At 71.0% G+C, this 24,971-nt stretch carries 27 protein-coding genes; 14 read left to right on the top strand and 13 right to left on the bottom strand.

Going from position 1 to position 24,971, the window contains the following annotated elements:
- Positions 1–79 precede the first annotated feature (79 nt).
- Positions 80–979 (top strand): homocysteine S-methyltransferase, encoded by a 900-nt coding sequence (mmuM, locus tag FGL15_RS02840; protein ID WP_240773747.1) that lies wholly within the window; start codon positions 80–82, stop codon positions 977–979.
- Here the strand turns inward: mmuM and FGL15_RS02835 are convergent.
- Both FGL15_RS02835 and FGL15_RS02830 read right to left on the bottom strand, forming a co-directional pair.
- Positions 976–1,785: an SDR family oxidoreductase gene (locus FGL15_RS02835; protein ID WP_138944868.1), complete on the bottom strand. Its 810-nt coding sequence runs from the start codon at positions 1,783–1,785 to the stop codon at positions 976–978. The genes mmuM and FGL15_RS02835 overlap by 4 nt on opposite strands.
- A gap of 54 nt (positions 1,786–1,839) precedes the next feature.
- On the bottom strand, positions 1,840–2,427 hold the full coding sequence (locus FGL15_RS02830; protein ID WP_138944867.1) for a TetR/AcrR family transcriptional regulator: 588 nt from the start codon (positions 2,425–2,427) through the stop codon (positions 1,840–1,842).
- 32 nt (positions 2,428–2,459) lie between these two features.
- Between FGL15_RS02830 and FGL15_RS02825 the strand changes: the two genes are divergently transcribed.
- Positions 2,460–3,470, top strand: coding sequence for a DMT family transporter (locus tag FGL15_RS02825; RefSeq protein ID WP_138944866.1), 1,011 nt, complete (start codon positions 2,460–2,462; stop codon positions 3,468–3,470).
- Here FGL15_RS02825 and FGL15_RS02820 read toward each other — a convergent pair.
- Both FGL15_RS02820 and FGL15_RS02815 read right to left on the bottom strand, forming a co-directional pair.
- Entirely contained in the window at positions 3,388–4,005 is a 618-nt protein-coding gene (locus tag FGL15_RS02820; protein WP_085512312.1) for an FMN-binding negative transcriptional regulator, read from the bottom strand. The genes FGL15_RS02825 and FGL15_RS02820 overlap by 83 nt on opposite strands.
- Before the next feature lie 7 nt (positions 4,006–4,012).
- A complete protein-coding gene (locus FGL15_RS02815; RefSeq protein WP_138947178.1) occupies positions 4,013–4,927 on the bottom strand; it encodes a DMT family transporter in 915 nt (304 codons plus the stop codon).
- Between FGL15_RS02815 and FGL15_RS02810 the strand changes: the two genes are divergently transcribed.
- Complete coding sequence (locus tag FGL15_RS02810) at positions 4,926–6,338, top strand: PLP-dependent aminotransferase family protein (protein WP_138944865.1); 1,413 nt, start codon at positions 4,926–4,928, stop codon at positions 6,336–6,338. The two genes, FGL15_RS02815 and FGL15_RS02810, sit on opposite strands and share 2 nt — an antisense overlap.
- Positions 6,339–6,359: 21 nt before the next feature.
- On the opposite strand, the gene FGL15_RS02805 is transcribed toward FGL15_RS02810, so the two are convergent.
- A complete protein-coding gene (locus FGL15_RS02805; RefSeq protein ID WP_138944864.1) occupies positions 6,360–6,845 on the bottom strand; it encodes a pyridoxamine 5'-phosphate oxidase family protein in 486 nt (161 codons plus the stop codon).
- A gap of 269 nt (positions 6,846–7,114) precedes the next feature.
- On the opposite strand from FGL15_RS02805, the gene FGL15_RS02800 reads away from it, so the two are divergent.
- From FGL15_RS02800 to FGL15_RS02785, 4 genes are all read left to right on the top strand, one after another.
- Positions 7,115–7,423 carry a hypothetical protein gene (locus FGL15_RS02800; RefSeq protein WP_079706962.1) on the top strand — a complete coding sequence of 103 codons (309 nt, stop codon included), beginning with the start codon at positions 7,115–7,117 and terminating at the stop codon, positions 7,421–7,423.
- Between the two features lie 81 nt (positions 7,424–7,504).
- On the top strand, positions 7,505–7,837 hold the full coding sequence (locus tag FGL15_RS02795; protein ID WP_138944863.1) for a biopolymer transporter Tol: 333 nt from the start codon (positions 7,505–7,507) through the stop codon (positions 7,835–7,837).
- A gap of 100 nt (positions 7,838–7,937) precedes the next feature.
- Positions 7,938–8,588 (top strand): DUF2975 domain-containing protein, encoded by a 651-nt coding sequence (locus tag FGL15_RS02790; RefSeq protein ID WP_138944862.1) that lies wholly within the window; start codon positions 7,938–7,940, stop codon positions 8,586–8,588.
- Positions 8,588–8,827: a helix-turn-helix transcriptional regulator gene (locus FGL15_RS02785; RefSeq protein WP_079002926.1), complete on the top strand. Its 240-nt coding sequence runs from the start codon at positions 8,588–8,590 to the stop codon at positions 8,825–8,827. Before FGL15_RS02790 ends, FGL15_RS02785 begins: the two co-directional genes overlap by 1 nt.
- A 19-nt stretch (positions 8,828–8,846) precedes the next feature.
- Here the strand turns inward: FGL15_RS02785 and FGL15_RS02780 are convergent, their stop codons facing one another.
- From FGL15_RS02780 to FGL15_RS02760, 5 genes are read right to left on the bottom strand one after another with little or no spacing between them, the layout of a single operon-like run.
- Entirely contained in the window at positions 8,847–9,875 is a 1,029-nt protein-coding gene (locus FGL15_RS02780; RefSeq protein WP_205858672.1) for an iron chelate uptake ABC transporter family permease subunit, read from the bottom strand.
- Positions 9,872–10,927: an iron ABC transporter permease gene (locus FGL15_RS02775; RefSeq protein ID WP_240773745.1), complete on the bottom strand. Its 1,056-nt coding sequence runs from the start codon at positions 10,925–10,927 to the stop codon at positions 9,872–9,874. Before FGL15_RS02775 ends, FGL15_RS02780 begins: the two co-directional genes overlap by 4 nt.
- Positions 10,924–11,865: an iron-siderophore ABC transporter substrate-binding protein gene (locus tag FGL15_RS02770; protein ID WP_240773744.1), complete on the bottom strand. Its 942-nt coding sequence runs from the start codon at positions 11,863–11,865 to the stop codon at positions 10,924–10,926. The genes FGL15_RS02775 and FGL15_RS02770 overlap by 4 nt, the downstream gene beginning before the upstream one ends.
- A gap of 49 nt (positions 11,866–11,914) precedes the next feature.
- On the bottom strand, positions 11,915–12,766 hold the full coding sequence (locus FGL15_RS02765) for a siderophore-interacting protein (protein ID WP_138944861.1): 852 nt from the start codon (positions 12,764–12,766) through the stop codon (positions 11,915–11,917).
- A 50-nt stretch (positions 12,767–12,816) separates the two neighbouring features.
- Entirely contained in the window at positions 12,817–14,013 is a 1,197-nt protein-coding gene (locus FGL15_RS02760) for an MFS transporter (RefSeq protein ID WP_138944860.1), read from the bottom strand.
- A 121-nt stretch (positions 14,014–14,134) separates the two neighbouring features.
- Between FGL15_RS02760 and FGL15_RS02755 the strand changes: the two genes are divergently transcribed.
- The 3 genes from FGL15_RS02755 (at position 14,135) to FGL15_RS02745 (ending at position 17,403) form a co-directional block, all read left to right on the top strand.
- On the top strand, positions 14,135–14,500 hold the full coding sequence (locus FGL15_RS02755; RefSeq protein ID WP_138944859.1) for a MerR family transcriptional regulator: 366 nt from the start codon (positions 14,135–14,137) through the stop codon (positions 14,498–14,500).
- Positions 14,501–14,540: 40 nt separating this feature from the next.
- A complete protein-coding gene (locus FGL15_RS02750; RefSeq protein WP_138944858.1) occupies positions 14,541–15,494 on the top strand; it encodes an alpha/beta hydrolase fold domain-containing protein in 954 nt (317 codons plus the stop codon).
- Positions 15,495–15,630: 136 nt separating this feature from the next.
- Positions 15,631–17,403 carry a glycoside hydrolase family 3 protein gene (locus FGL15_RS02745; protein WP_138944857.1) on the top strand — a complete coding sequence of 591 codons (1,773 nt, stop codon included), beginning with the start codon at positions 15,631–15,633 and terminating at the stop codon, positions 17,401–17,403.
- A gap of 347 nt (positions 17,404–17,750) precedes the next feature.
- Here FGL15_RS02745 and FGL15_RS02740 read toward each other — a convergent pair whose 3' ends face one another.
- Positions 17,751–18,773 carry a LacI family DNA-binding transcriptional regulator gene (locus FGL15_RS02740; RefSeq protein ID WP_138944856.1) on the bottom strand — a complete coding sequence of 341 codons (1,023 nt, stop codon included), beginning with the start codon at positions 18,771–18,773 and terminating at the stop codon, positions 17,751–17,753.
- Positions 18,774–18,798: 25 nt separating this feature from the next.
- Positions 18,799–19,875: a carbohydrate kinase family protein gene (locus FGL15_RS02735; RefSeq protein WP_138944855.1), complete on the bottom strand. Its 1,077-nt coding sequence runs from the start codon at positions 19,873–19,875 to the stop codon at positions 18,799–18,801.
- Between the two features lie 125 nt (positions 19,876–20,000).
- Between FGL15_RS02735 and FGL15_RS02730 the strand changes: the two genes are divergently transcribed.
- Positions 20,001–20,843, top strand: a complete 843-nt coding sequence (locus tag FGL15_RS02730) for a class I fructose-bisphosphate aldolase (protein WP_138944854.1) — start codon at positions 20,001–20,003, stop codon at positions 20,841–20,843.
- Positions 20,840–22,018 carry a Gfo/Idh/MocA family protein gene (locus FGL15_RS02725; RefSeq protein ID WP_138944853.1) on the top strand — a complete coding sequence of 393 codons (1,179 nt, stop codon included), beginning with the start codon at positions 20,840–20,842 and terminating at the stop codon, positions 22,016–22,018. Before FGL15_RS02730 ends, FGL15_RS02725 begins: the two co-directional genes overlap by 4 nt.
- Before the next feature lie 399 nt (positions 22,019–22,417).
- On the opposite strand, the gene FGL15_RS02720 is transcribed toward FGL15_RS02725, so the two are convergent.
- Positions 22,418–22,744, bottom strand: coding sequence for a GIY-YIG nuclease family protein (locus FGL15_RS02720; RefSeq protein ID WP_138944852.1), 327 nt, complete (start codon positions 22,742–22,744; stop codon positions 22,418–22,420).
- Positions 22,745–23,401: 657 nt separating this feature from the next.
- On the opposite strand from FGL15_RS02720, the gene FGL15_RS02715 reads away from it, so the two are divergent.
- On the top strand, positions 23,402–23,914 hold the full coding sequence (locus FGL15_RS02715) for a GIY-YIG nuclease family protein (protein ID WP_240773742.1): 513 nt from the start codon (positions 23,402–23,404) through the stop codon (positions 23,912–23,914).
- A gap of 39 nt (positions 23,915–23,953) precedes the next feature.
- On the top strand, positions 23,954–24,895 hold the full coding sequence (locus FGL15_RS02710) for a linear amide C-N hydrolase (protein ID WP_138944850.1): 942 nt from the start codon (positions 23,954–23,956) through the stop codon (positions 24,893–24,895).
- Positions 24,896–24,971 lie beyond the last annotated feature (76 nt).

Below are 24,971 nucleotides of genomic sequence, written 5' to 3'. Positions count from 1 at the left end.
CTCGGCTCTGGACGGGTATAGACAATACCAGGTGTCCAGTGGCGCCCCTCCCCGCGCTGGTGCGGGCACAATGGACGGCATGGATCTTCGGCGCGGTGTCTGGACCATCGACGGCGGTCTCGGAACGCTGCTCGAGGCACGCGGGCACGACCTCTCCGACGCGTTGTGGAGCGCTCGTCTGCTGCTCGAGAAGCCACAGGCGATTCTGGACGCTCATCGGGAGTTCTTCGCCGCGGGTGCGCAGATCGCGATCACCTCGTCCTACCAGGTCGGCTTCGAGGCGTTCGAGCGCATCGGTATCGCGCCTCCCGAGACCGAGCGGCTCCTGCGATCGAGCGTCGACGTGGCGCGTGCGGCGCGCGACACGCGGTCGGAATCAGACCCCGACGGCCCGCTCCTCGTCGCCGCGTCGATCGGTCCGTACGGTGCGACGCTCGGCGACGGCTCGGAGTACGAGGGTGCCTCCGGCCTCAGTCGGACCGAGCTGCGGCAGTGGCACGAGCGACGTCTGGCCGTGCTGGTCGACGCGGCCCCCGACCTCCTCGCCCTGGAGACCATCCCGACGCTCGACGAGGCGACGGCGCTCGCCGATCTGGTGCGGGGTTCGGGCGTGCCGGCATGGTTGTCGTTCACGGTGGAGGGCGGTCGTCTGCGCTCGGGTGAACCGATGGCGGAGGGCTTCCGTCTCGTCGAGCGAATCGACGAGTTCCAGGCCGTCGGTGTCAACTGCGCGCACCCGGACGAGGTCCTCCCGGCCATCGCCGCCGCGCGGTCCGTGACGGACAAGGCGGTGGTGGTCTACCCGAACTCCGGCGAGCAGTGGGATGCCGGCGCCCGCTGCTGGCGCGGAGCCGCCGGGGTCGGCGAGGTGGAGGCCTGGCTGGAGGCCGGGGCGACGATCATCGGCGGCTGCTGCCGGATCATGCCGACCGACATCGCCGACATCCGTGCGCGGGTCGGCCGGGAGCGACGCCGCTAGCCGACGTTGAAGCCGCCGTTGCTCGAGAGCACCTGGCCGTTGATCCAGGACCCGGCCGGCGAGAACAGGAAGCGCACGAGGTCGGCGGTGTCGGACGGCGTTCCGAGCCTGCCGGCGGGCGTCGCCTCGGTGCCCCAGCGGCGGATGTCGTCGGTCATCCAGCCCGTGTCGATCGGACCCGGGTTGATGACGTTCGCCCGCACCCCGCGGTCGCCCAGCTCCACCGCCGCAGCGGTCACGATGCGGTCGAGCGCACCCTTGCTCGCCCCGTAGGGGAGGTTGTTCACGGTGTGATCGCTCGTGAGGGCGACGATGCGACCGGCCACCCGGGGCAGCGCCTCCTGCACGGGGAGCTGTTCGGCGAAGGCCTTGATGAGGAGCCACGTCGCCCGCGCGTTCACGGCGAAGTGGCGGTCCCAGCTGTCGAGGTCCGTCGTGAGGATCGAGCTGTCGACCGACTCGCAGTGCGACATGACGAGCCCCGACACGGGACCCAGCTGCGCAGCCCGCCCGACGAGTTCGGCCGGGAACGCCGGGTCGGCGAGGTCACCGAACACGACCTCGACGGTCACGCCGAGCGCGCGGCACTCGTCGGCGATCGCCTCGGGGTCGTCGGGGGTCCGCTCGTAGCCGACGCGGTCGTCGTAGGGTCGCCAGGCGTTAAGGACGAGGTTCCAGCCGTCCGCGGCGAGACCGGTGGCGAGTCCCGCGCCGATCGAGCGGCGGCGCCCGACCCCGGTGACGATGGCGATGCGGTCGGTGCTGTTCTCGCGGTCGGCGGCGGTGGCGTCGTCGGTGAAGTCCATCCCGAGACCCTACGCGATGTCGGGTTGTCGGCGACAGACCGGCGCCGGCTCCGGTCAGGCGGCCAGGAGCCGACGCGCGATCGCACGCGCGGTCTCGAACGGTTCGCGGAAGGTGCGCATCCCGACCGTCACGATGGCGCCCTCGTAGAGCAGCATGAGTTCGCGGGCCCGCGCTCCGGGGTCCGACAGGCCGGCTTCGGTGATGAGCTCGGCGAAGCGGTCGAGCAGCCACTGCTTCTGTCGGGTGACCTCGGGGAGGACGAGGCCGCTGGTCGCGTGGTCGGGGATCTCCGCGCGTGCGTTGACGGCGCTGCAGCCCTTGGGGCTGTTGTCGTCCGACCAGCCGATCGCGGCGTCGAAGATCGCGAGAATCCGGTCGATCCCGGGCTCCGGATGCCGGGCGAGGTACTCGTCGACCCAGTCGCGCCAGCGGGCGTCGCGATGCTGCAGGTAGGAGAGCACGAGGGCCTCCTTGCTGCCGAAGCGGTCGTAGAGCGTCTTCTTCGTGACCCCGGCGGCCTCCGCGATGGTGTCGACGCCGACCGCGTGGATGCCGTTCTCGTAGAAGAGCACGGAGGCGGCGTCGAGCACGCGTCGGGCACCCGGCGTGAGGGGTGCGAGCTCCGGAGTGTCGACCGTCATGCGAAAACTATACCAGTCTGTATACTGCGAGGATGAGTAAACAGATCGGTATACCTGTGGTTCGCGCGATCCGCGCGGTCATCGTCCCCCTCGCGGCGATCGGATTCGTCCTCGCGTGGAGTTCCGGGTTCATCGTCGCGAAGATCGGAACCGAGGACGTGCCGGTGCTCACCGTGCTCCTCTGGCGGTTCGTCCCGCTCGCCGTGGGGCTCGCGATCGTGCTACTGCTCAGCGGGCAGTGGCGGAACGCCACCCGGGCTCAGGTGCGGTCGCAGCTCGTCATCGGCCTGTTCGCGCAGTTCGGCTACGTCGTGTTCGTCTACGCCTCGGTCGCCGTGGGCATCTCGACCGGCACGACCGCGCTCATCGATGCCGTCCAGCCGCTCGTCATCGCGGCACTCGCCGGACCGCTGTTGCACGTGCGGGTGCCGGGTGCCCAATGGCTGGGACTCGGGATCGGCGCGGTCGGGGTGTTCCTCATCGTGCAATCCCAATTCGGTGCCTCGGACGCACCGCCGATCGCCTACGCCCTGCCCGCACTGGCCATGGCCAGCCTCATCACCGCGACGATCCTGGAACGGCGCTCGCCGCACCGATCCCCGGTCCTCCTCACGCTGACCGTCCACGCGACGGCGACCATGGTGCTCCTCGCCGTGCTCGCTCTTGCGACCGGTGAGGCGGTGCCGCCGGGCGACGCGACCTTCTGGCTCACGACGCTCTTCCTCGCGCTCGTCCCGACGCTGTCGGCCTACGGGCTCTACTGGTGGCTGCTGCGTCGCATCGGGGTCACGGTCCTCAACGCGCTCCTGTTCCTCGTCGCGCCGACGACCGCCGTCGCGGGTGCGCTCCTGTTCCGGGAGCCGTTCACGCTCCTGACGGCCGGCGGGTTCCTGCTCAGTGCGGCGGGCGTCGCCCTCGTGCTCGTGAGCGACGCCCGCGGTCGTTCCGGTGCCCGTCGGGTCAGTGCCCCGCCGGACGCCGATCCTGCTGACGGCGCATCTCCTCGGCCAGTGCCGGATTCCGCTCCGCAAGGTGCGCGGTGATGTCGTCGACCACCTCGGGCGTCTTGTTCTGACTGAGCTTCGCGCGGGCGTCAAAGCGGGTCACGCGCATCCGGAGGCCGACCGTCCCCTTCGCGGCCCGCCGGGTGCCGGCCTCGTCCTGGGACAGGTGGCGGCCGTCCGGTCGGTGATCCTCGAAGTGGTCGGTGAGTCGCGAGAGCATCTCGTAGTTCTCGTCCTCGCTGAGGACCTCCGGCGTGCCGTACAGGTGCGCGGTGACGTGGTTCCACGTCGGGATCAACTGGCCCTCCGGGTACCAGCTCGGCGAGACGTAGTCATGGGGGCCCTGGATGATGACGAGGATCTCGTGCTCGCCGAGCTCGTGCGAGCGCTCGTCCGGTCGGCCGAAATGGCTGACGATGGACAGCTCATCGCGGTCCTCCTCGAGGATCGCCGGGTAGTGGGAGGCGACGAGCCCGGTGCTCGCGGGCGAGACGAACGTCGCCCACGGGTGGTTGCGGATGAGGCGCTTGACCTCGTCGACGTCGGTCATCAGGTACGTGGGGGTGTGGCGCATGGTGGGGTCACTTCCGGTCGAGACGGGTGCGGACGGCGAGGCCGGCGCACAGGATGACCGCGAGCCCGCCGAGCACGGTGGCCCAGTCGAGTCGCTCGCGGAGGATGAGGGCAGCCCAGACGATGCTCAGCACCGGCTGGACGAGTTGGATCTGGCTGACCCGGGCGATCGGGCCGATCGCGAGTCCGCGATACCAGGCGAAGAAGCCGAGGAACATACTCACGACGCCGAGGTAGCCGAACGCCAGCCAGCTGTCGATGGCTGCGGTCGGCGGCTGCTGGACGACCGACAGTGACGTGAGGGCGACCATGAGCGGTGATGCCACGACGAGCGCCCAGGAGATCGTCTGCCAGGAGCCCAGCTCCCGGGCGAGCAGTCCGCCCTCCGCGTAGCCGATCGCGGCTGCGACGACGGCACCGAGCAAGAGGAGGTCCGACCAGGCCATCGGCGCGAGGCCGCCGTGCTGCACGGACGCGAACAGCATCGCGGCGATCGCACCAGAGCCGGCGAAGATCCAGAAGCGTCGGGTCGGGCGCTCGCCGCCCCGGAGGACGGCGGCGACCGCCGTCGCCGCCGGGAGGAGGCCGATCACCACGGCGCTGTGACCGGCCGGAGCGGTGGTCAGCGCGAAGGAGGTGAGGAGTGGGAATCCGACGACGACGCCACCTGCGACGATCGCGACGCGCGCCCAGTGCATGCCGGTCGGTCGGCGCGCTCGCAGGACGGCGAGGGTGATCGCGGCGAGCAGGGCTGCGACGACCGCGCGCCCGGAACCGATGAAGAGCGGCGAGAGCCCGACGAGCGCGACCTTCGTGACGGGGACTGTGAAGGAGAACGCCAGGACGCCGAGGAAGCCCCAGCCGAGCCCGCTGCGGGATAACACTCGCGCCGGCGTCACGATAACGCTACTCTGTGGAATCATGGACAACGATAGCACCGGGCGGATCGTCGCCGCCATGACCGCCTGGATCGCAGCGGCGCCTCCGGGTGCACGCGTGCCCTCCAATCGGGCGTTGACGGCCGAGTTCGGCGCGAGTCCGGTGACCGTCCAGAACGCGATGCGCCAGCTCGCCGGGCAAGGGCTCATCGAGAGCCGGCCGGGCGTCGGCACCTTCGTGCGGGCGGCTCGTCCGGCGCGAACGGTGGACTACGGCTGGCAGACCGCCGCGCTCGGTGCGTTGCCGTGGCGGTCTGGCGCGCTCTCCTCGGCGCAACGGTCGGTCGCGCCCGCCGCGATCGCGATGCACTCCGGATACCCCGCCCGAGAACTGTTGCCTGAACGGCTGGTCCGCGCCGCGCTCGCGCGCGTCGCCCGCACCGACGTGGCGATGACCCGATCGCCGGCGGCCGGGTCGCCGGAGCTCCAGGCGTGGTTCGCGGCCGACCTCGCGGGAACCGCACCGCCCGGGGTCACGCCGCCGACCGCCCGGGACGTCATCGTGATCTCCGGCAGTCAGAGCGGACTCAGCTCGATCTTCCGAGCGCTCGTCGGCCCGGGCCAGCCGATGCTCATCGAGTCGCCGAGCTACTGGGGTGCGATCCTCGCGGCCGAGCAGGCGGGCGTGACGCTGGTCCCCGTGCCGACCGGTCCCGACGGACCGGACCCGGACGTCGTGGAGCGCGCGTTCCAGGACACCGGCGCGCGGGCATTCTACGCACAGCCGACCTTCGCGAATCCGACCGGCGGCCGCTGGTCACCGGAGACGGGGGTCGCGATCCTCGAGACCGTCCGGCGGCACGGCGCGTTCCTCGTCGAGGATGACTGGGCCCACGACCTCGCGATCGACGTCGACTCCCGGCCGCTCGCCGCGCTCGACGACGACGGACACGTCATCTACCTGCGGTCGCTGACGAAGAGCGTCTCGCCGGCGCTGCGGGTCGCGGCCGTCATCGCGCGGGGGCCCGCCCACGACCGGATCCTGGCCGACCTGGCCGCCGAGTCGATGTACATCAGCGGGGTCCTGCAGGCCGCAGCCCTCGACGTCGTCACCCAACCCGGGTGGCGGTCGCACCTCCGTGGTCTGCGACCGCTCCTCCGTGCTCGGCGGGACCTGCTCGTCGCGAGTCTGCGTGAGCACGCCCCGACGGCGCACCTCGAGCGGCTGCCGCTCGGTGGACTGAACCTGTGGCTGCGGCTCCCGGAAGGCACCGATGTGCCGCGCGTGGTCCGCACCTGCGAGAGCCGCGGGCTGATCGTCTCCGACGGCACCGAGTGGTTCCCGGCCGAACCCGCGGGGCCCTACCTCCGGGTCAACTACTCCGGCGAGGACGCGGGCCGCTTCGATGAGGCGGCCCGCATCCTCGGCGGAGTCCTGGCGGACGAGCGGGACTGACGCCCGCCGGTCGACCGCTCGTTACAGGTCGAGCTTCGCGTTGTCGCCGCCGTCGTAGGTCTCGCCGGTGACCTTCGACTTCACGAACGCGACGGCGGTCGCGATCTTGCCGCCGGGGCTGTCCCAGTACTCGGCGCTGTCGGCCGAGAACTTCAGCAGACCGACGCGCGGGTCGGAGGGGCCGTCAGGGAACCAGGCCTCGACGACGCTGTTCCACAGCTCTTCCAGCTTGGCCTGATCCTCGACCAGTTCTGCGGTGCCGGCGAGCGACACCCACGAGCTGTCCGAGCTCAGCGTGACGCCGGCGTTCGGGTTGACGTCGAGCTGCTGCACGGCGGAGGCGTCCTTGCCGACGATGAACCACAGGTCGCCGTCGAACTCGCGCTCCTGGACGGTGAGCGGGTGGGCGACGAGCTTGCCGTCGAGGTCCACCGTGGTGAGCATCGCGAAGCGGAAGTCCGCGAGCAGCTTGTTGAGGGTCGTGTAGGGGTCGGTGTCTCCGGCCATGGGGTCTCCTTCGTCTCGTCGACCGGCCCGTCGGTGTCGGGGTGCCGGTCTGCGTGGCTCGCAGCCTACGACTCGCGGCTCCGACCGCACCTGGATGGTGCCGACCGTTGACGCGAGGCGGATCTTCTGCTCCTGCGGCGACTCCGGTCGCCGTGTCCGGTCGCCGTCTCCAGTCGCCCTATCGCACATCTCGTGCGCGAGCGCCATGCTCCCGTCGTTCCCGGGTCCGCTCACTACCCTGGTCACTTCACCACCGTAGGGAGAGACACATGAACACCTCATCGCTCACGAACCAGATCAACGAGGCGCTCGCGGCACTTGGCGGCGGTCCGTTCCTCACGACGAAGACCACCGAGAAGGACGCCACGACCACAGTCACCGGCACCCTCGGCGACAGCGAGATCCACATCGACTTCATCGAGGAGGGCAACGGCACCGAGGCCGAGAAGGACCACACGGTCGTCGTCCGCGACGCCTCGGGCAAGCAGATCGGCGAGGGGCGCGGCGACTCGACCTTCGCCGACGCCATCTCCGCCTTCGGCTGGGCGGGCGTGCTCGACGCCGTCAAGAACGGCTGATCGCGCCATCATGACCTCCAGGGTCCGGTCTCGTCCGCGTTTGCGGTGGGCCGGGCCCTGCGTCGTCTCCAGGAGGCACCCGTGACGCCGCGATCGGACGACGGGCCGGAGGAGGACGACCACTGGTTCGTCGTGAACGGTAGACGCTGGCGTCGGACGGATCCGAGTCTGCCGTCGGAACTCGTCGCGTCCCTGCAGTCCCACCTCGGCCGCGGGCGCTCCGGCGTCGGCGTCGCGAAGCGGGCGGGTGACGCCGACGCGGTCGCTGCTGCCCGCCGTCGCGTCGGCCTCGCCAAGCACGGGCTCGGTGAACGCGGCCCGGAGTGGTGGGAGGAGCCGGAGGCTGATCGACTCCAGCGTGCCGAGGCGGCGCTGCGAGAGCTCGACGCGCTCGACGGGTCACCGCCCGGGTGATCCGGCTGGGCGGACGTGCTTACCGCCCGCTCTTGCGTTCTGATCGATCTCGGCATATCGTTTATCGATACCAACGACAATCGATATGGATGTGATGATCATGACCGAGTCCACCGATCGCCCGACGCCGTCCGGCTTCGACCACGCGGCCTGGCAGGCCGCGAAGACCCAGCGCTCCACCCGCAACGACCTCGTATCCGTGCTCGGTGCCGCCGTCGTCGCGGCAGGGGCTGTCGTCGTCACGCTCGTCCTCCGGCTGCTCGAGATCTTCGGCACCGACGGGACCCGGGTGCCCGTCTTCTTCGACGCCGTCGATGCAGTCCTTCCGGGTGCGGCAGGAGCCGGATCCTTCACGATCGACCAGGGCTCGGTCGTCGTGGCCGACCTCCCGGTGGTGACCTTCGTGTGCGTGCTGCTCGCCGCGATCCTGCCGGCGATCGCGAACCTCTTGGTCATCGTCTGCGCGTTCCGCTTCTTCCGCCGCCTGCTCCGTGGCGACGCCTTCGCCCCCGGGAACGCACGGCTGCTCTCGATCGCCTCCATCGCCATCCTCTGCGGGTGGATCGCGGACACCTGGTTCGGCACGATGGCGTCCAACGGCGCGCTCGCGGCGGCGACCGACGGCGCCGTCGAAGGGACCCCCTATCCGCTCACCTGGATCCCGTTCTTCGTCGCCATGGCGGTCGGCGGCCTCGCGATCGCCTTCCGCGCCGGTGAGCGCCTGCGCGCCGACACCGAGGGACTCGTCTGATGGTGCCGACGCCCGAGGAGGACGTCGCGACCGGCGTGCACTGCAACCTCGACCGGTTGCTCGCCGACCGCGGTCTCACCCTCGCCCGACTCAGCGAGCTCGTCGGGGTGAGCGTGGTGAACCTGTCCGTGCTGAAGAACGACCGCGCGAAGGCGATCCGGTTCTCGACCCTGACGGCGATCTGCCGGGTGCTCGACTGCACGGTCGGCGAACTGCTGGAGCTCGACGACGCCCGCTGAGCCGTGCGGTCCAGACCCCTCAGCGCCGCCGTTCGCGGAGCAGCAACTGCGTGAGGTACAGCCCGCCGACGACCACCGTGACGACGCCGACCGGCACCGTCAGCGGGATCAGATGCTGGGCCACGAGGTCGGACGCGAGGAGCACGACGCCTCCGATGAGTCCCGTCGCGACCAGCGGGATGCCCGGCGAGTGGGTCAGCCGGCGTGCGATCTGCGGAGCGGCCAGGGCGATGAACGCGATCGGGCCAGCGACGGCGGTCACCGCGCTCACCAGCGCGACCGCGAGGCCGATGAGGATGGCGCGTTCACGGGTGAGGCGCACCCCGGTCGCAGCGGCCACGTCGTCACCGAGTTCGAGCTGGCGGAGCGGACGGGCGGCCAACGGCAGGACCGCGAAGAGCACCACGAGGCACGCGAGTGCCGGCCACACGACGGTCGCGGTCGCAGTGTTGAGCGTCCCCGCACCCCAGGCCGCCGCGAAGAGCGCGACGTCGAGGTCGGCCCGGAGCAGGAGCCAGCTGTTGAACGCGGCGAGCATGGCCGAGACCCCGATGCCCACGACGATGAAGCGGAAGCCGGACAAGCCCTGGCGGAGGGCCAGCAGGAAGATCGCGGCCGCGGCCGCCAGACCGCCGATCAGCGACCCGGCCATCAACGCCGGCCAGCTGCCACCGAGGAGGAGGAGCGCGACGAGCATCCCGGTGAACGAGCCGTTCGCGAGGCCGATGATGTCGGGGCTCGCGAGCGGATTCCGGGTGAGCGTCTGGAAGATCGCTCCCGAGACACCGAGCGCTGCGCCGAAGCCGATCGCCGCGAGCACGCGGGGCAGTCGCCAATCCAGGACGACCGTGCGCGCCAGGCCGTCGACGCGACCGGTGAGGACGCCGATCACCTCGTCGGTGGTCAGCGGGTAGTCGCCGAGCGCGAGACCGGCGATCGCCGCGACGACGATCGCCAGCACGACGGCGGCGCAGACGAGGAGGGTCCGTGGTGCCGGTCGGCGTCCGGTGATCGGACCGCCGCCCGTCCGTTCCCGTGTCGTGCTCACAGGCCCGAGGCCGTTCTGCGTCGGGCGAGCGCGATGAGGACGGGCGCGCCGACGAACGCGGTCACGAGCCCGACGGGCATCTCGCCCGGGAGCACCGCGATCCGTCCGACGACGTCGGAGCACAGCACGAGGACGCAGCCGACGAGGACCGAACCCCCGAGGATGCGGCGCTGATCACTGCCGACCGACCAGCGCACGAGGTGGGGCACGACGAGGCCGACGAAGGCGATCGGCCCGGCGATCGCGGTGGCGCCACCGGCGAGCAGCGTCACCGCGGCGAGCACCAGGATGCGACTGCGCGTGACGCTGACGCCCTGTGCTCTGGCGACGTCCGGGCCGAGGGCGATCGCGTTGAGGCTCCGCGCGCTCGCCGCGGCCAGGACGAGCCCCACGACGAGGAAGGGGAGGACCGGCACGACGACGCCGAGGTCGCGTTCGAGCAGGCTGCCGGCGTTCCAGCCGCGCATCCGGTCGAACGCGTCGGGGTGCGTGATCGCGATCCCCGTCGTCAGCCCGGCGAGCACCGCACCGAAAGCGACGCCGGTGACGGTGAGTCGGGCGGTGGAGGACTGCTCACGCCCGCCGGAGCCGATCGCGTACACGACGAGGGTGACGACGAGCGCCCCACCGCAGGCGAGCCAGGCGATGTCGCCCGGCGCCCGGACGCCGAGGAACGCCAGGCCGACGGCGACCGCGAAGCCTGCCCCGGCGTTGACCCCGAGGATGCCGGGGTCGGCGAGCGGATTCCGGGTGAACGCCTGCATGAGCGCACCCGCGACGCCCAGGGCCGCACCGACGGCCAGTGCCGCGACCGTGCGCGGCACCCGCTGGTCCCACACGACGAAGTCCGCCTCGTCCGACCCAGCACCGAGGAGCGCCGCACGGACGTCATCCGGCGCGATGGGGTTCGCGCCGACGAACAGTGACAGGAGGATGGCGACCGCGAGCACTGCGACGCCCGCGAGCAGTACGAGGAGCAGGCGGTGTCGCTGCGGCGCACGCCCGCTCACCGAGGTGTCGCGGGCGGTCAGGATGGCGGTCGGCTTCGTCACGACCCGTCGGAGAGCAGCCGGTCGAGGTCGTCGAGGACGGCCATGCCGCCGAGGGGGCCGACGCCGGTGATCCAGAAGGACTGGTCGACGAGGTGCAGCTCGGGGAAGGCGTCCGTGTTCGCGGTGAGGGAGGCCGGCAAGGTCGAGGTGTCGTCGGGATCGACGCTCGTCACGAAGACCTGGTCGGCCTTCGCCTCGAGCACGCGTTCGGGGGAGAGGTCGAGGGAGATGTCCTCCCAGGCGTGTTCGGGCGTCGTGAACCCGGCGCACTCGAGGGTGCTACCGGCGAAGGAGGTCGGGCCGTAGAGCGTCAGGACGCCGTCGCGGGGGCGGATCAGCTGTGCCGTCTTGCCGGCGGTGTCGTGCTCCTTCGCGATCTCCGCGCAGCGTGCGTCGTAGGCGTCGAGGAGTTCGTCCGCGCCGTCCGGGTCGCCGAGCGCCTCGGCGACGAACTGCACGTTGTCGCGCCAGGGGTCGGTCTGCGTCGCCATGAAGACGGTCGGCGCGATCTCGGACAACTGGTCGTACAGGGCGGAGTGCCGCGACTCGGTGCCGATGATGAGGTCGGGCTTCGCGGCGGCGATCAGCTGCACGTTCGGCTCGGCCACGGTGCCGACGGTGGGGATGTCGGCGGCCTGCTCGCCGAGGTAGGCGGGGACGCCGGCGGTCTCGTTCAGCACTGCTGCGCCCACCGGGGTGATGCCGAGCGCGACGGTCGTGTCGAGCTGCACCGGTTCGAGGACGACGACCCGCTTGGGTGCGTCGGGGATGCTGGTCTCGCCGTGGGCGTGCTCCATGACGTGCGTCGCGCTCGTCGCGGTGTCCGAGGGGGTCGAGGCGCTCGAGCTGCTGCAGGCGGAGAGGCCGAGGGCGGCGATGGAGAGGGCGGCGACGGCGACGAGACGTCGACGATGGGCGAGGGGAGGGGCACGGATCACCTTTCGAACGGGTCGCGGCGGATGCGACCGAGTAAGGCAAGCATAACCTTCACTCGGGTGTGGCTCTGGGGCGGGCGTTCCAGTAGCCCTGCCCGTGGACGCGCTCCGGATCGATCCCGTGGTCGGTCGTCGCAGCGCGCAGGAGGGGGATCCGGGTGCTCTCGGTCACCAGCCAGGCGGCGAAGTCCGTGCCCAGTGTCGCCGCCGACGACCCGTGCAGATGGAGCCACTGCTCGACGCCGGCGACGAGCGCGTCACCGCCCGCCCGCCCGGCCCGTTCATGGACCTCGACCGTGTGACGCTCGAGCAGTGGCCCGAGCAGGGCAGTGTCGGCGGGGTCGCCGAGCTCGAGGAGGGCGTGGGCGCGGACGTCCTCGTCGAGGGAACGCAGGATCCCGTGGACGGCGGGGAAGGCCGTCTCGTCGGCGGCGATGAGCACGGTCGTCGCGGTACCCGGCGCCCACTGGACACCGTGTGTCGGGTCGCCGCGACGGACGTCCGGACCCGAGACGAGCAAGCGGTCGCCCGGCCGCGCCGCGAGCGCCCAACGACTCGCCGGACCGGCCGGCTCGTGGATGAACACGTCGAGGTCGACCTCCTGCAGCGCCGGCCTGACGCGGTGGGCCGTGTAGCTGCGCATCACCGGGCGGTCCGCCGGTGGGAGTGCGCGCCAGGCCCGCCGCCATGCGTGCTCCGGCAGGCCGCCGTGGAGTCCGTCCGGGTACGCGCCGTCCTCTCCGGGCAGCAGGATCTTGATCCGCTGGTCCCGCTCGTACGGGGCGAAGTCGGCGAGCGAGGCACCGGCGAGGGTGAGGCGGACGAAGCCGGGGGACAGCCGTTCCGTGCGGTCCACGACGGTGTCGAACAGGATGTTCGGCGAGTGCAGGAACGGGACGGGCATCGCATCGAGTCTAGGAGGACCCGGCTCCGGCGTGCCGGGTCCTCCGTCGTTCACCCGCGGCGGACGGCGCGTGCGATCACGGCGCAGAGGGGGATGGCGACGACGGTCAGCGCGGCGGCTGCCGGGAGGAGCAGGGCCGGGCCCCAGGTGCCGAGGATGATCCCGCCGACCGCCCCGCCGATGGCGATCGAGCAGTTCCACACCGTGACGAGCGCCGACTGGGCCGCATCCGCAGTGTTCCCGGCGACCCGGGCGATCGCCACCTGGAACAGCACGGAGTAAGCGCCGAAGGCGAGCCCCCAGCCTGCCGCGGCGATGAGGAGGACGACGACCGGGGGATCCCAGGCCACGACGGCGAGGCCGACGGTCCCGAGGAGGGCGGCCGTGACGATGGTCGTCCCGAGGCGCAGGTTCGCCAGCCGTCCGGCGCCGAGCGTCCCGACGACCGATGCCACACCGAACGTGGCGAGGAGCAACCCGAGCGGCACGGGCGTCCCGCGGGAGGACAGGACGGGTGCGAGGTAGGTGTACGCGATGTTCTGGCCGATGATGCAGACGGCGAGGGCCACGAGGATCGTGACGACCGCGGGGATGCGGAGCGCCGCACCCATGCGTGTCGAACGCCCGGGGGCGCTGCCTGCCACGCGGGGAGCGACGACGACCGCGAGGACGCCGAGGAGCGCGGTGGCGGCGGCGACGATCCCGAACACCGTGCGCCAACCGAACCCCTCGCCGAGGACCGCGCCGGCCGGGACGCCGAGCGCGAAGCCGAGCGTGGCACCGGACAGCACGACGCCCAGGGTGGAACCGAACCGCTCCGGGGTGGTGAACCCGCGCGTGTACCCCGGGAGTATCGCCCAGACGACGCCGGCCACGAGCCCCGCGACGAACCGGGTCGCGAGATGCGTGAGCAGGTCGGGCGCGACGGCCGCGCCGGCGTTCGCGAGCGCCGAGACGATCAGGGCGAGCAGCACGACCGTCCGGCGGTCGAGCTTCGCGAGCGCACGGCTGAGCGGGATCGCGGCGACGATGCAGCCGAGTGCGAAGACGGCGACGCTCTGGCCCGCGATCGACTCCGAGACGCCCAGGTCGGCGGCCATCGCGGGGAGGACGCCGGCCGGGAGCACCTCGGTGAGGAGCGTCACGAATCCGACGGCGGCGAGGAGCAGCGCGGTCGGGACGGGAGGGCGGGTTCGGGCAGCAGGAGGGGTCGTGGATCGTGCCGTGCGCACGCTGTCGGTGGTCATGTCGGTGAGTCTCCCGGCCTGCCACTGGTGGCAGGGTCAAGCCGACGAGGATGCCCCGGGAATATCCGCCCGGCACCGACGGCTGCTCCAAGAGGACACAACTCGGTCGAAGGGGTCTTGCATGCGCATCGGCGAACTGGCGGCGGCCACCGGGAGCACGCCGCGGCTGCTCCGGTACTACGAGGAACAGGGGTTGCTGCGCCCGACCCGCTGCCCGAACGGGTACCGCGAGTACGGGGACCACCTCGTCGCGAAGGTGCAGCGCATCCGCGAGCTGATCGCCGTCGGCATGCCGACCGCGCTCATCCTCCAGGTCCTGCCCTGCTTCGAGGACGACGACACGATCTACCAGGTGACTCCCTCGGCGGAGGTGCTGGAGCGGTTGCTCGAGCATCGCGAGCGACTGGATGCGAAGCTCGGCTGCATCCAGGAGAGCCGGGACGCCATCGACCTCTACCTCCACCGCGTCGGCGGCATCGTGGTCTGAGTCGACCGAGTCGACCGAGCCGGCTGGGTAGGCTCGGCGCATGTCACTCGATCCGTACTACCGCGACCGCCTGAGCCTCTTCGACGGGTTCTCGAACGCCGATCGCGCTGCCGCCGGCGGGACGCTCGACGAGGCGTTCCAGGAACGACTCGCAGCCTACGGCGACGACGGGCCGTGGAGCCCACCGAGCGACGTGGTGATCACCGACGAGGTCGTCGACGGTCCGCACGGTGCGGTCCCGATCCGGCGCTACGTCCCGGCCGACCCCAGTGGTGCCGCCCTCCTCTGGGTGCACGGCGGCGGCTTCGCGGCGGGGACGCTCGACTGGCCGGAGGCGCACGTCGTGAGCGCCGAACTGGCGGCGCGAGCGGGCGCCGAGGTCGTGTCCGTCGACTACCGCCTGGCGGACGGTACGACGCGCTATCCAGTGCCGCTCGACGACGTCCTCGCGGTCTGGGAGCAGCTCGACGACGAGCGGTCGGCCGTTCCCGGTGCGCGGACGGCCATCGGTGGAGCAAGCGCCGGAGCGGCCCTCGCGCTCGCCGCCTCACTCCGCAGCGATCGTCGTGCGGACGCCGTGCTGCTGGCCTACCCGTTCCTGCACGCCGCCGTGCCCGCCCTGCCCGCGGACGTCCTGGCCGAGATGGCGGTCCTGCCGGACTTCATGCGGTTCCCGACCGAGTCGATCGACTGGATGGTCGAGAACTACGTCGGTCGGCTGGAGGACGTGCCCGAGCTCGCCCTGCCGGGAATCGTCCCCGTGACCCCGGACCGCCCGCCGCTGTCGGTCCTGCTCTCGGAGTTCGACGACCTCCGGCCGTCGGGGGAGCTGCTCATCGCGGCGTCGGAGGCCGCCGGTGCACCCGTCCGCAGTCGGCTCGAGCCGGGCGTCCTCCACGGCCACCTCAATCGCCATCCGGTCGCACCAGGCGTCTCCCCGTCGCTGGACTGGCTGGCCGACGGGCTGCGCGCCATGGGGAACCACGCCGACTGAGTCTTGCGTGATCCTCGTCAGCGGGCATACTGGAGTCACGCTCCGTTCCCGAACGGAGTTCGGTTTTCGCTTCCGGCTCGCCTGAGCCCGGGTGATCCCGACGCCGCCCCACTCACTGACGAGAAACGGACCACCCATGAGCGAGCATGAACCGGCGCTGCCCTACCGCGACGCGAGCCTGCCGGTGGAGGACCGGGTGGAGGACCTCCTCGGACGGATGACCGTCGCCGAGAAGGCCGGCATGCTCTTCCAGACGATGATCGCCCCGGGCCCCATCGACGAGGCGAACCCGCACATGGGACTCGCGAGCGGCGAGCACATGATCGGCGAGCAGCTCATGTCCCACTTCAACGTCCTCGGCACCGCGCCCGACACGACGGCGCTCGCCGAGTGGACCAACGCCCTGCAGGAACGAGCGTCTCGCACGCGGCTCGGCATCCCGGTCACGCTGTCGACCGACCCCCGCAACCACTTCACCGACAACGTCGGGACGGCGGCCCGTGCCGGCGCGTTCTCGCAGTGGCCCGAGACGCTCGGCCTCGCGGCGATCGGGTCGCCCGACCTCGTCGAGGCGTTCGCCGACACCGCGCGGCAGGAGTACCTCGCCGTCGGGATCCGGCTGGCGCTCCACCCGCAGGTCGACCTCGCGACTGAACCTCGCTGGTCGCGCATCGGCGGCACCTTCGGCGAGGACGCCGAGCTCAGTGCCGAACTCGTCGCCGGCTACATCCGAGGGTTCCAGGGCGCCGAACTCGGGCCGCAGTCGGTCTCCACGATGACGAAGCACTTCCCGGGTGGTGGGCCCCAGCTCGACGGGGAGGACCCGCACTTCGCCTACGGGCGCGAACAGGTGTACCCCGGCGACAACTTCGACTACCACCTCATCCCGTTCCGCGTCGCGATCGCCGCCGGAGCCGCGCAGATGATGCCGTACTACGGCATGCCCGTCGGGACCGGACACGAGGAGGTCGCGTTCGCCTTCAACCACGGGATCATCACCGGGCTCCTGCGCGAGGAGCTCGGCTTCGCAGGCATCGTCTGCACCGACTGGGGGCTCGTCACCGACACGTCGATCATGGGGCAGGACATGCCAGCGCGGGCGTGGGGCCTGGAGCACCTCGACGAGCTGTCCCGGGTCGAGCGCATCCTGCAGGCCGGCTGCGACCAGTTCGGCGGCGAGGCCCGACCCGAACTCGTGGTCGAACTCGTCGAGCAGGGACGTGTCACCGAGGACCGCATCGACGCCTCGGTGCGCCGACTGCTGCGCGAGAAGTTCCTGCTGGGGCTCTTCGAGCAGCCGTACGTCGACGCGGGCGCCGCGAGCGGCATCGTCGGGCGCGCGGACTTCGTCGCAGCAGGTGAGGCCGCACAGCGCCGTGCGTTCACCGTCCTGACGAACGTGGAGGAGACGCTGCCGGTGCGCTCGCCGCGTCCACGTTTGTACCTGGAGGGCGTGGACCCCGAGGTCGCGGGCGCGTACGGCGAGGTCGTCGCGGATCCGGCTTCGGCGGACGTCGCGCTCGTGCGCATGCAGACGCCGTACGAACCGCGGCCCGGCGGCTTCGAGGCCATGTTCCACGCCGGATCGCTCGACATTCCGGCCGACGAGGTCGAGCGGTTGCGGGCGCTCGCGCTGACGGTGCCGACCGTGCTCGACATGCACCTCGACCGACCGGCGATCCTCACCGGGGTGGCGGATGCGGTCGCGGCGCTGGTCGCGAGCTTCGGCGGCAGTGACGCGGCGTTCCTCGACGTCGTCTTCGGCCGGGCGCTGCCGGAGGGCCGGCTGCCGTTCGACCTGCCGCGCTCGATGGCGGCCGTCGAGGCGAGTCGGTCCGACGTCCCCTACGACACCGAGGACCCGCTCTTCCGTTTCGGCCACGGCCTCACGTACCCCGCCGGTCTCTGAGCGCCCGTCACCAATCCCTGAGCTCCCGTCACCGGTCCCTGAGCTCCCCCTCCGGTCCCTGAGCGCCCCTTCCGGTCCCTGAGCTTGTCGAAGGGCGGTCCCGGAGCATTTCTTCCGGTCCCTGAGCTTGTCGAAGGGCGGTCCCGGTGCACCTCTCCCGGTCCCTGAGCTTGTCGAAGGGCGGCGTCTTCTCGTGTGCCCTTCGACAGGCTCAGGGAGCGGTTCTCCGTGTGCGGTTTCTTCGTACACGGGGTGGCTTCCCCCGGTCCGTGAATGCCCCTGCAGTCCGGGAGCACTCCTCCCGGTCCCTGAGCACCCCCTCCGGTCCCTGAGCTTGTCGAAGGGCGTCAGCGCTCGGAACCGCGCAGCTCCAGACGCACGTCAAGCGTGTGGGTCACGGGCGGGCCCGCCTCGCCGGCGATGAGCGCCAGGAGGGTCTCCGCCGCGACCCGGCCCATGAGCGCCACGTCCTGCGCCACCACCGACACCGCCGGCGTCACGAGCGGTGCCGCCTCGAAGTCGTCGAACCCGACGAGAGGCAGCCGTCGCCCGGCCGTCGCGAACGCCTGCATGGCCCCGATCGCGGCCCGGTTGTTCGCGGCGAACACGGCGTCCACCTCGCCCGACGCCAGGAACCCTGCCACGACCGCTGCGGCGTCCTCGACGGAGTGTGCGCCGTCGGAGACGATCGGCTCGATCGGGCCCGTCCCCGTCGCGCCGCCGAGATCGGCCTCGGCGAGCGCCCGGTGATAGCCGGCCAGGCGCTCCCGCATCGTGTACAGCTCGAGTGAGTCACCGAGGAACGCGACCCGACGCGCACCCGCGGCGAGCATGGCCGCCGTCGCCCGGGTCGCTCCGCCCGCGTTGTCGGCGAGCACCGTGTGCACCTCGACCGACTCGAGCGGCCCGGTCGGTCGGTCGACGAGCACCATCGGGACGTGCACGATCGTGCTCGTGGCCCAGGCCGTCGTCGCCTGCCGTGGTGGCACGACGACGAGGCCGTCCACGCGCTGCGCGACCAGCCGGTCGACGAGGAGTCGGTGCCGGTCGGCGTCCTCCTCGGAGCTCGCGGACATCAGCAGGTAGCCGTGTTCGGTGCACACGCGCTCCACCGAGCGTGCCAGCACCGAGTAATAGGGGTTCGCCAGGTCGCTGATGATGAGCCCGATGACCTTGCTGGACCGTCCGGGGCGGATGCTCGCGGCCGCCAGGTTGTGCCGGTAGCCGAGGGCCTCGATCGCCGCGCCGATCCGTTCCGACAGCTCCTGGTTGATGTTCGTCGCGCCGTTCACATACCGCGAGACCGTCTTCAGCCCCACCCCGGCCGCCGCGGCGACGTCGTTCATGGTCGGGGGTCGGGAGCTGCGCATGCTCACCATCCTGGCGTATGGGGGATCACGCGACCGGCTCGTCCGCCCCCGCGACCCCGAAGAGGCCGCTGAGTCCGGGTCGCAGTCGGGTGATCACGGCCGCCGTCGGCCGGCGTCCCGCGATCGTCGCAGCGGCACTCGCGCCCGCGAGTTCGGCTGCTTCCGCCGGTGCGGCACCGCGTGACATCGCGAACAGCAGGCCGGCGGTCGACGCGTCCCCGGCGCCGTTGGTCGACACGAACGCGGGTGCGGGGACGGGCGGCGCGACGAGGTCGACGTCGGCCCAGGCCTCGGCGAGCGGTGCGAGCATCCGTCCGCCCGAACGCAGGCGGTCGACACCGGCGGCCCGGAGGAGCAGACCGTCCTCGCCGGCCGAGATCCCCACGACCCCGGCACCCCAGGCGAGCAGCAGGTCGGCGAATGCCGCCGCTTGGGCCAGGGGCGATGCGCTGGTTCCGGCCGGCAGGCGGAGCGTGCCGAGCGCCGAACGCAGGTCGTCGACGCTCGGACTCACGACGTCGGTCAGCGGCAGGGTGCGTCGCAGGATCGCCTCCCAGTCGAGTCTGCCGACGGCGCTCGTGGGGTCGACGACGGCGAGGTCCATCGAGGTGGTCGCACCGTGTCGGTGGATCCGTTCGAGCAGCTTCGCGAGGGGCGCCGCGTCGTCGGCGACGATCCCGGGGAGCAGCGGGGGATAGCCGAGGTGGACGAGGTCCGCGTCGCCGACGGCCAGGTGCTCGCCGGTGAACACCTCGTTCGCGCCCGTGTGGTGCCAGAAGGTCCGGTCGAGGCCGGCGGGCTCGACGACGACGCTGTAGGAGGTCGCGGCCCGATTGGTGACCTCGAGCGCCGGGTGCAGTCGGTCGTGCGCGGCGATGCGCGACGCGACGATCGCGCCGAGTTCGTCGTCGCCGACGGTCGCGTGCAGGCGGACCGTGCTCCCGAGATCGGCGAGGGCCAGGCCGGTGTTCGCGACGCAGCCGCCGAGGGAGATGCGGAGCGGGCCGGTGTCGATGAGGGCGCCCGGATCGATGCGTGCGCTCGCACTCAGCCCCGGCGACAGGTCGACGCAGATGTGACCGGCGACGACGATCTCGCCCATGGACCCTCCGTTCTTCGCCCCGGGGGTGACCCGACGCAAGCTAGACAACGTTGTCTCAGGCCACTACTGTGACACACCGAGGGACGATTCGGAAACCCTCCCCGTCACGATCAGGAGCCGCCGCAATGTCGCTGTACCGCCTCAATCGTCTCTTCAACGCCCGATCAGGTCGCGCGCTCGACGTCGCCGTCGACCACGGGTTCTTCGGCGAGCGTTCGTTCATCACCGGCATCGAGGACATGGGCGAGGTCGTCCGCACGCTCGTCGCCGCGGGCCCGGACGCCGTCCAGCTGACCCTCGGTCAGGCCCGTCTCCTGCAGCAGGTCCCCGGCAAGGACAAGCCGGCGCTCGTCCTGCGCACGGACGTCGCGAACGTCTACGGCAACCCGCTCGACTCGATCCTCTACAGCCACCACGTGCCGCACGCGATCGAGGAGGCCGTCCGGCTGGACGCCGTCGCCGTGTGCGTCAACCTCATGCAGATCCCCGAGCACCCCGAGGTCCGTGAGGCGAACATCCGCTCGATCATGGCCCTGCGCCGCGAAGCGACCCGGTACGGGATGCCGCTCATGATCGAACCGCTCGTCATGCAGGACAACACGACGGCCGGCGGGTACCAGGTCGACGGCGACATCGAGAAGATCGTCACCCTCGTGCGCCAGGCGGTCGAACTCGGCGCCGACCTCATCAAAGCCGACCCGAGCAGCGACATCACGGAGTACGCGCGCGTCGTGCAGGTCGCCGGTGACATCCCCGTCCTCGTCCGCGGCGGCGGTCGCGTCGACGACCGGACCCTGCTGGAGCGCACGGTCGCCGTCCTCGACGCCGGGGTCAGCGGCATCGTCTACGGCCGCAACATCATCCAGCACGAGCACCCGGCCGCGATCACCGCGGCACTCATGGCGGTGCTGCACGACGGCGCCGACGCCGACGCCGGCCTCGCGATCCTCGAGGCGGCTCGCGCATGAGCGGCGACCAGGTGACGGCCGACCGGGCGACGGCGGAGCGCGTCAACGTCGCGATCATCGGGGGTGGGCTCATGGGGCGCGAGATCGCCGCGGCCATCCAGCGCTGGCCGGCGCTCATCGACCACCCGGTGCGACCGCGACTGACGGCTGTCTGCGACATCAACCCGGCGGCGCTCGACTGGTTCGACGAGATCGACACGGTCGTCACGAAGACCACGGACTATCACGAGCTGCTCGCCGACCCGTCCGTGGACGTCGTCTACGTGGCCGTGCGACACGACCTCCACGAGCAGATCTACACCGACGTCATCCGAGCCGGGAAGGGCCTGCTGGCGGAGAAGCCCTTCGGGATCGACGCGGCGGCCGCGCAGTCCGTGCTCGCGGCGATGGCCGAGCACCCGGAGAGTTTCGTCCGGTGTTCGAGTGAGATGCCGTTCTTTCCGGGAGCGCAGCTGGCGATCGAATACGTGCGGTCCGGGGCGCTCGGCACGATCGTCGAGGCGCGCAACAGTTTCCTGCACTCGAGTGACATCGATCGTGACAAGCAGATCAACTGGAAGCGCCAGACGCAGTTCTGCGGCGAGGCCGGCGTGATGAACGACCTCGGAATGCACACCTGGCACGTGCCGCTGCGGCTCGGTTGGGCACCCGAGAGCGTGTACGGGGTGTTGCAGAACATCGTCACCGAGCGTCCCGGCCCTGACGGCTCGCTCGTGCCGTGCGACACCTGGGACAACGCCGTGCTGCACAGCTGGGCGACCCACGACGGTGTCCGTTTCCCGCTCACGACCGAGACGAAGCGCATCGATCCCGGGCAGAAGAACACGTGGGAGTTCGAGGCGATCGGTCTCGACGGCGGGGTCCGGTTCAGCACGAAGAACCCGAAGCTCGTCGAGGTGTTCGCGGTGCGGGACATCCCGGGCGTCGGTCGGGAGCAGGTGTGGCAGCAGCTCGACGCGGGCAGCCAGTCGGTGTGGCCGACGGTGACCGGCCCGAACTTCGAGTCCGGGTTCTCCGACACGATCCTCCAGATGTGGGCCGTGTTCCTCGCCGAGCGGCACGGCTCCCTCGGCGACCGCTTCGGTGCCGCACGCCCCGAGGAGGCGGCGCTCACCCACGACATCTACCGAGCGGCGATCCGCTCCCACGAGGAGGGTCGCGCGATCGCGCTGTGACGTGCGCATCGGCTGGGAGGCCACCCGATCGTCTCCCAGCCGGGAGCGCGCGGGCCGGCCCCTGAGCGTGTCGAAGGGCGCTCTCTGTCCGCACACTTGCCCGGTCCCTGAACCTGTCGAAGGGTTGTCCGCTCGCCTCTCTGGTCCCTGAGCTTGTCGAAGGGCGGTCCTTGCCAGCCCAACCGTTCGGTCCCTGAGCTTGTCGAAGGGTGGGGCCTGTTCGTGTGCCCTTCGACAGGCTCAGGGACCGGGGTCGGAGTCGGTCGTTTCTCAATGGTCGGTCCCTGTCCGCTCACCCAGCCGGTCCCTGCCAGCCCACCGTTCGGTCCCTGAGCTTGTCGAAGGGCGAGCTCTGGTGGTGCGGCCTCCGACACGTCGACAGGCTCAGTGCGGCGCAGCTCAGGGACCGGCCACCGGGGTCGATCCGGGTTCTGGATCGCGCCATGCGGTGATCCGCGAGCAGCTGAGACGCGGGAGGTCGTCGAACCGCCCGTCGATCACTGCTTGCTTCTTCGCCCGGCTCCACCCCTGGAGACGTTTCTCGATGAAGAACGCGTCGTCCACGCGGTCGTACTCGGCCGACCAGACGAGTGTGACGGGCAGTCGCTCGCGGGTGTAGGTCGCTCCGAGGCCGTCCATGTGCTCGGCGACTCGTCGAGCGAGGTCGATGGTGCTGCCGGTGTAGAAGGATCCGTCGGCGCATTTGAGGATGTAGACGTGGGGCATCCGGGAAGCCTCGCAGGACCTCGATCCTGTCGGTCTGCGCGGACGTCGGACGGTGGACGCTTTCGGATCGCAGAGGAGTTGTGGAGGACGGTCGCTCGACCCTGCCGCTTCGCCTGATCGGTCCCTGAGCTTGTCGAAGGGTGGGGTCTGTCCGTGTGCCCTTCGACAGGCTCAGGGACCGGGGTTGGAGTCGTTCGTTTGTTCGCTCACTCAGCCGGTCTCTGCCAGCCCAACCGTTCGGTCCCTGAGCTTGTCGAAGGGTGGGCTCTGTCCGTGTGCCCTTCGACAGGCTCAGGGCCGGGGTTGGAGTCGGTCGTTTCCGAACGGTCAGTCCCTGTCCGCTCACTCAGCCGGTCCCTTGCCAGCCCAACCGTTTGGTCCCTGAGCTTGTCGAAGGGTGGGGTCTGTCCGTGTGCCCTTCGACAGGCTCAGGGACCGGGGTTGGAGTCGTTCGTTTCCGAACGGTCAGCCCTTGTCAGCCCATCCGGCCGGTCCCTGCCCGCGCAACCGTTCGGTCCCTGAGCTTTGTCGAAGGGTGGGGTCTGTTGGTGTGCCCTACGACAGTCTCAGGGACCGGGAGCGGAGGCCGGTGTCGGCGGGGTGGGGGACACTCGGGAGATGCCCCACAGACGATGCGTACAACCCGGGTGTGACGCCGTGGCACCGGTCGACGCGCCCGTCGCGCTCTGCGAGGATCACCTGGCCCTCGCCGCCGACTGGGCGGAGCAGCGATGGGGCGTGGTCGACGCCCTGCCCTCGCCGTGCATCATGTGCGGCTCGCGGCTCGGCCGTCGCTACCCGACCGCCTGGTTGTGCGCCGCGTGCGAGTGGCGGCAGGGGGATGTGCCCGACGACGACCTCGCCCGGCCGCGGATCGACGTCGTCTACTACCTCCGCCACGGCGACCGCGTGAAGATCGGCACGACGACGAACCCCCGCCAGCGGTTCGCCGCGATCTGGCACGACGAACTGCTCGCCCTCGAACGCGGCGACCGGCACGTCGAGCGTGCGCGTCACGAACAGTTCGCCCGCGAGCGCCTCGAACGCTCCGAATGGTTCACGGGGTCGCCCCGACTGCTCGCCCACGTCGCCTCGGTCGCCCGCGACGTCGACCCCTGGGACTGCTACAGCCGATGGCTCAGCGAGGCCGCGGCACTGCGTGGGCGATAGCCCCTCCGGCGAGCACCGTGCTCGGAGTACGCTCAGCGCGTGTGCACTCGAATCTTCTGGAACGACAACGCGGTCGCCAAGACGGTCAGCCGCTGCATGGACTGGTCGGAGAGTGACGAACCCGAGCTGTGGTTCGTCCCGAGCGGTACCGACCGAGGTGGCACGGGCGACGCCACCTCGCACCGGTGGACCTCCCGGTACGGCAGTGTCGTCACGAGCATGTGGGGGATGGGGACCGTCGACGGCCTGAACACGGCGGGCCTCGGAGCGCACGCGCTCTACCTCGACCCGGAGGACGTGACGTTCGCCGAGCCTGACGGCCGTCCGACGGTGTCGAACGCGCTCTGGGTGCAGTACCTCCTCGACACCTACGGGTCGGTCGCCGAAGCGGTCGCCGACATCGACACGGTCCGCATCACGTCCCCGATGTTCCGCGGCCTCCAGATGGGGATCCACATCGCGCTCGAGGACGCATCGGGTGACTCCGCGATCATCGAGCCGATCGACGGCCGGCTCGTCGTCCACCACGGCCGCGAGTACACCGTCATGGCCAACTCGCCGAGCCTCGACGAGCAGATCACCAACCGCGACCGCTACCGGCCGTTCGGCGGCGAGCTGCCACCTCCCGGCGACATCACCTCGGTCGACCGCTTCGTGCGCGCCTCCTACTTCCTCCACTACCTGCCGGAGCCGGCGGACACCGTCGAGGCGGTGGCGGGTGTGTTCCAGCTCATCGCGAACGTGTCAGTGCCGTACGGCGCGCCGTACTCGACGGGCGACGTGTACCCGACCTGGTGGCGGGCCGGGGCGGACCTCACGAACCGGGTCTACTACTTCGGCTCGACACGGAGTCCGAACATCTTCTGGATCGAGCTCGACGAACTCGCGGACGTCGGCGAGGTCCGTCGCCTCGACCCGCGCGACCCGAGCCGTGTCGGCGACCAGACCGCGGAGCTCGCGCCGGTGACCTTGAGCTACTAGGCCGGCCGGGTTCGTTCCCTGAGCCGGTCGAGTGTTCGGGGCGTTCGCGTGGCGCCCTTCGACAGGCTCAGGGACC

This window comes from Plantibacter sp. M259 (genome assembly GCF_006065115.1).
Lineage (GTDB): Bacteria > Actinomycetota > Actinomycetes > Actinomycetales > Microbacteriaceae > Plantibacter > Plantibacter auratus.
This window is presented reverse-complemented; position numbering and strand designations above follow the sequence as displayed.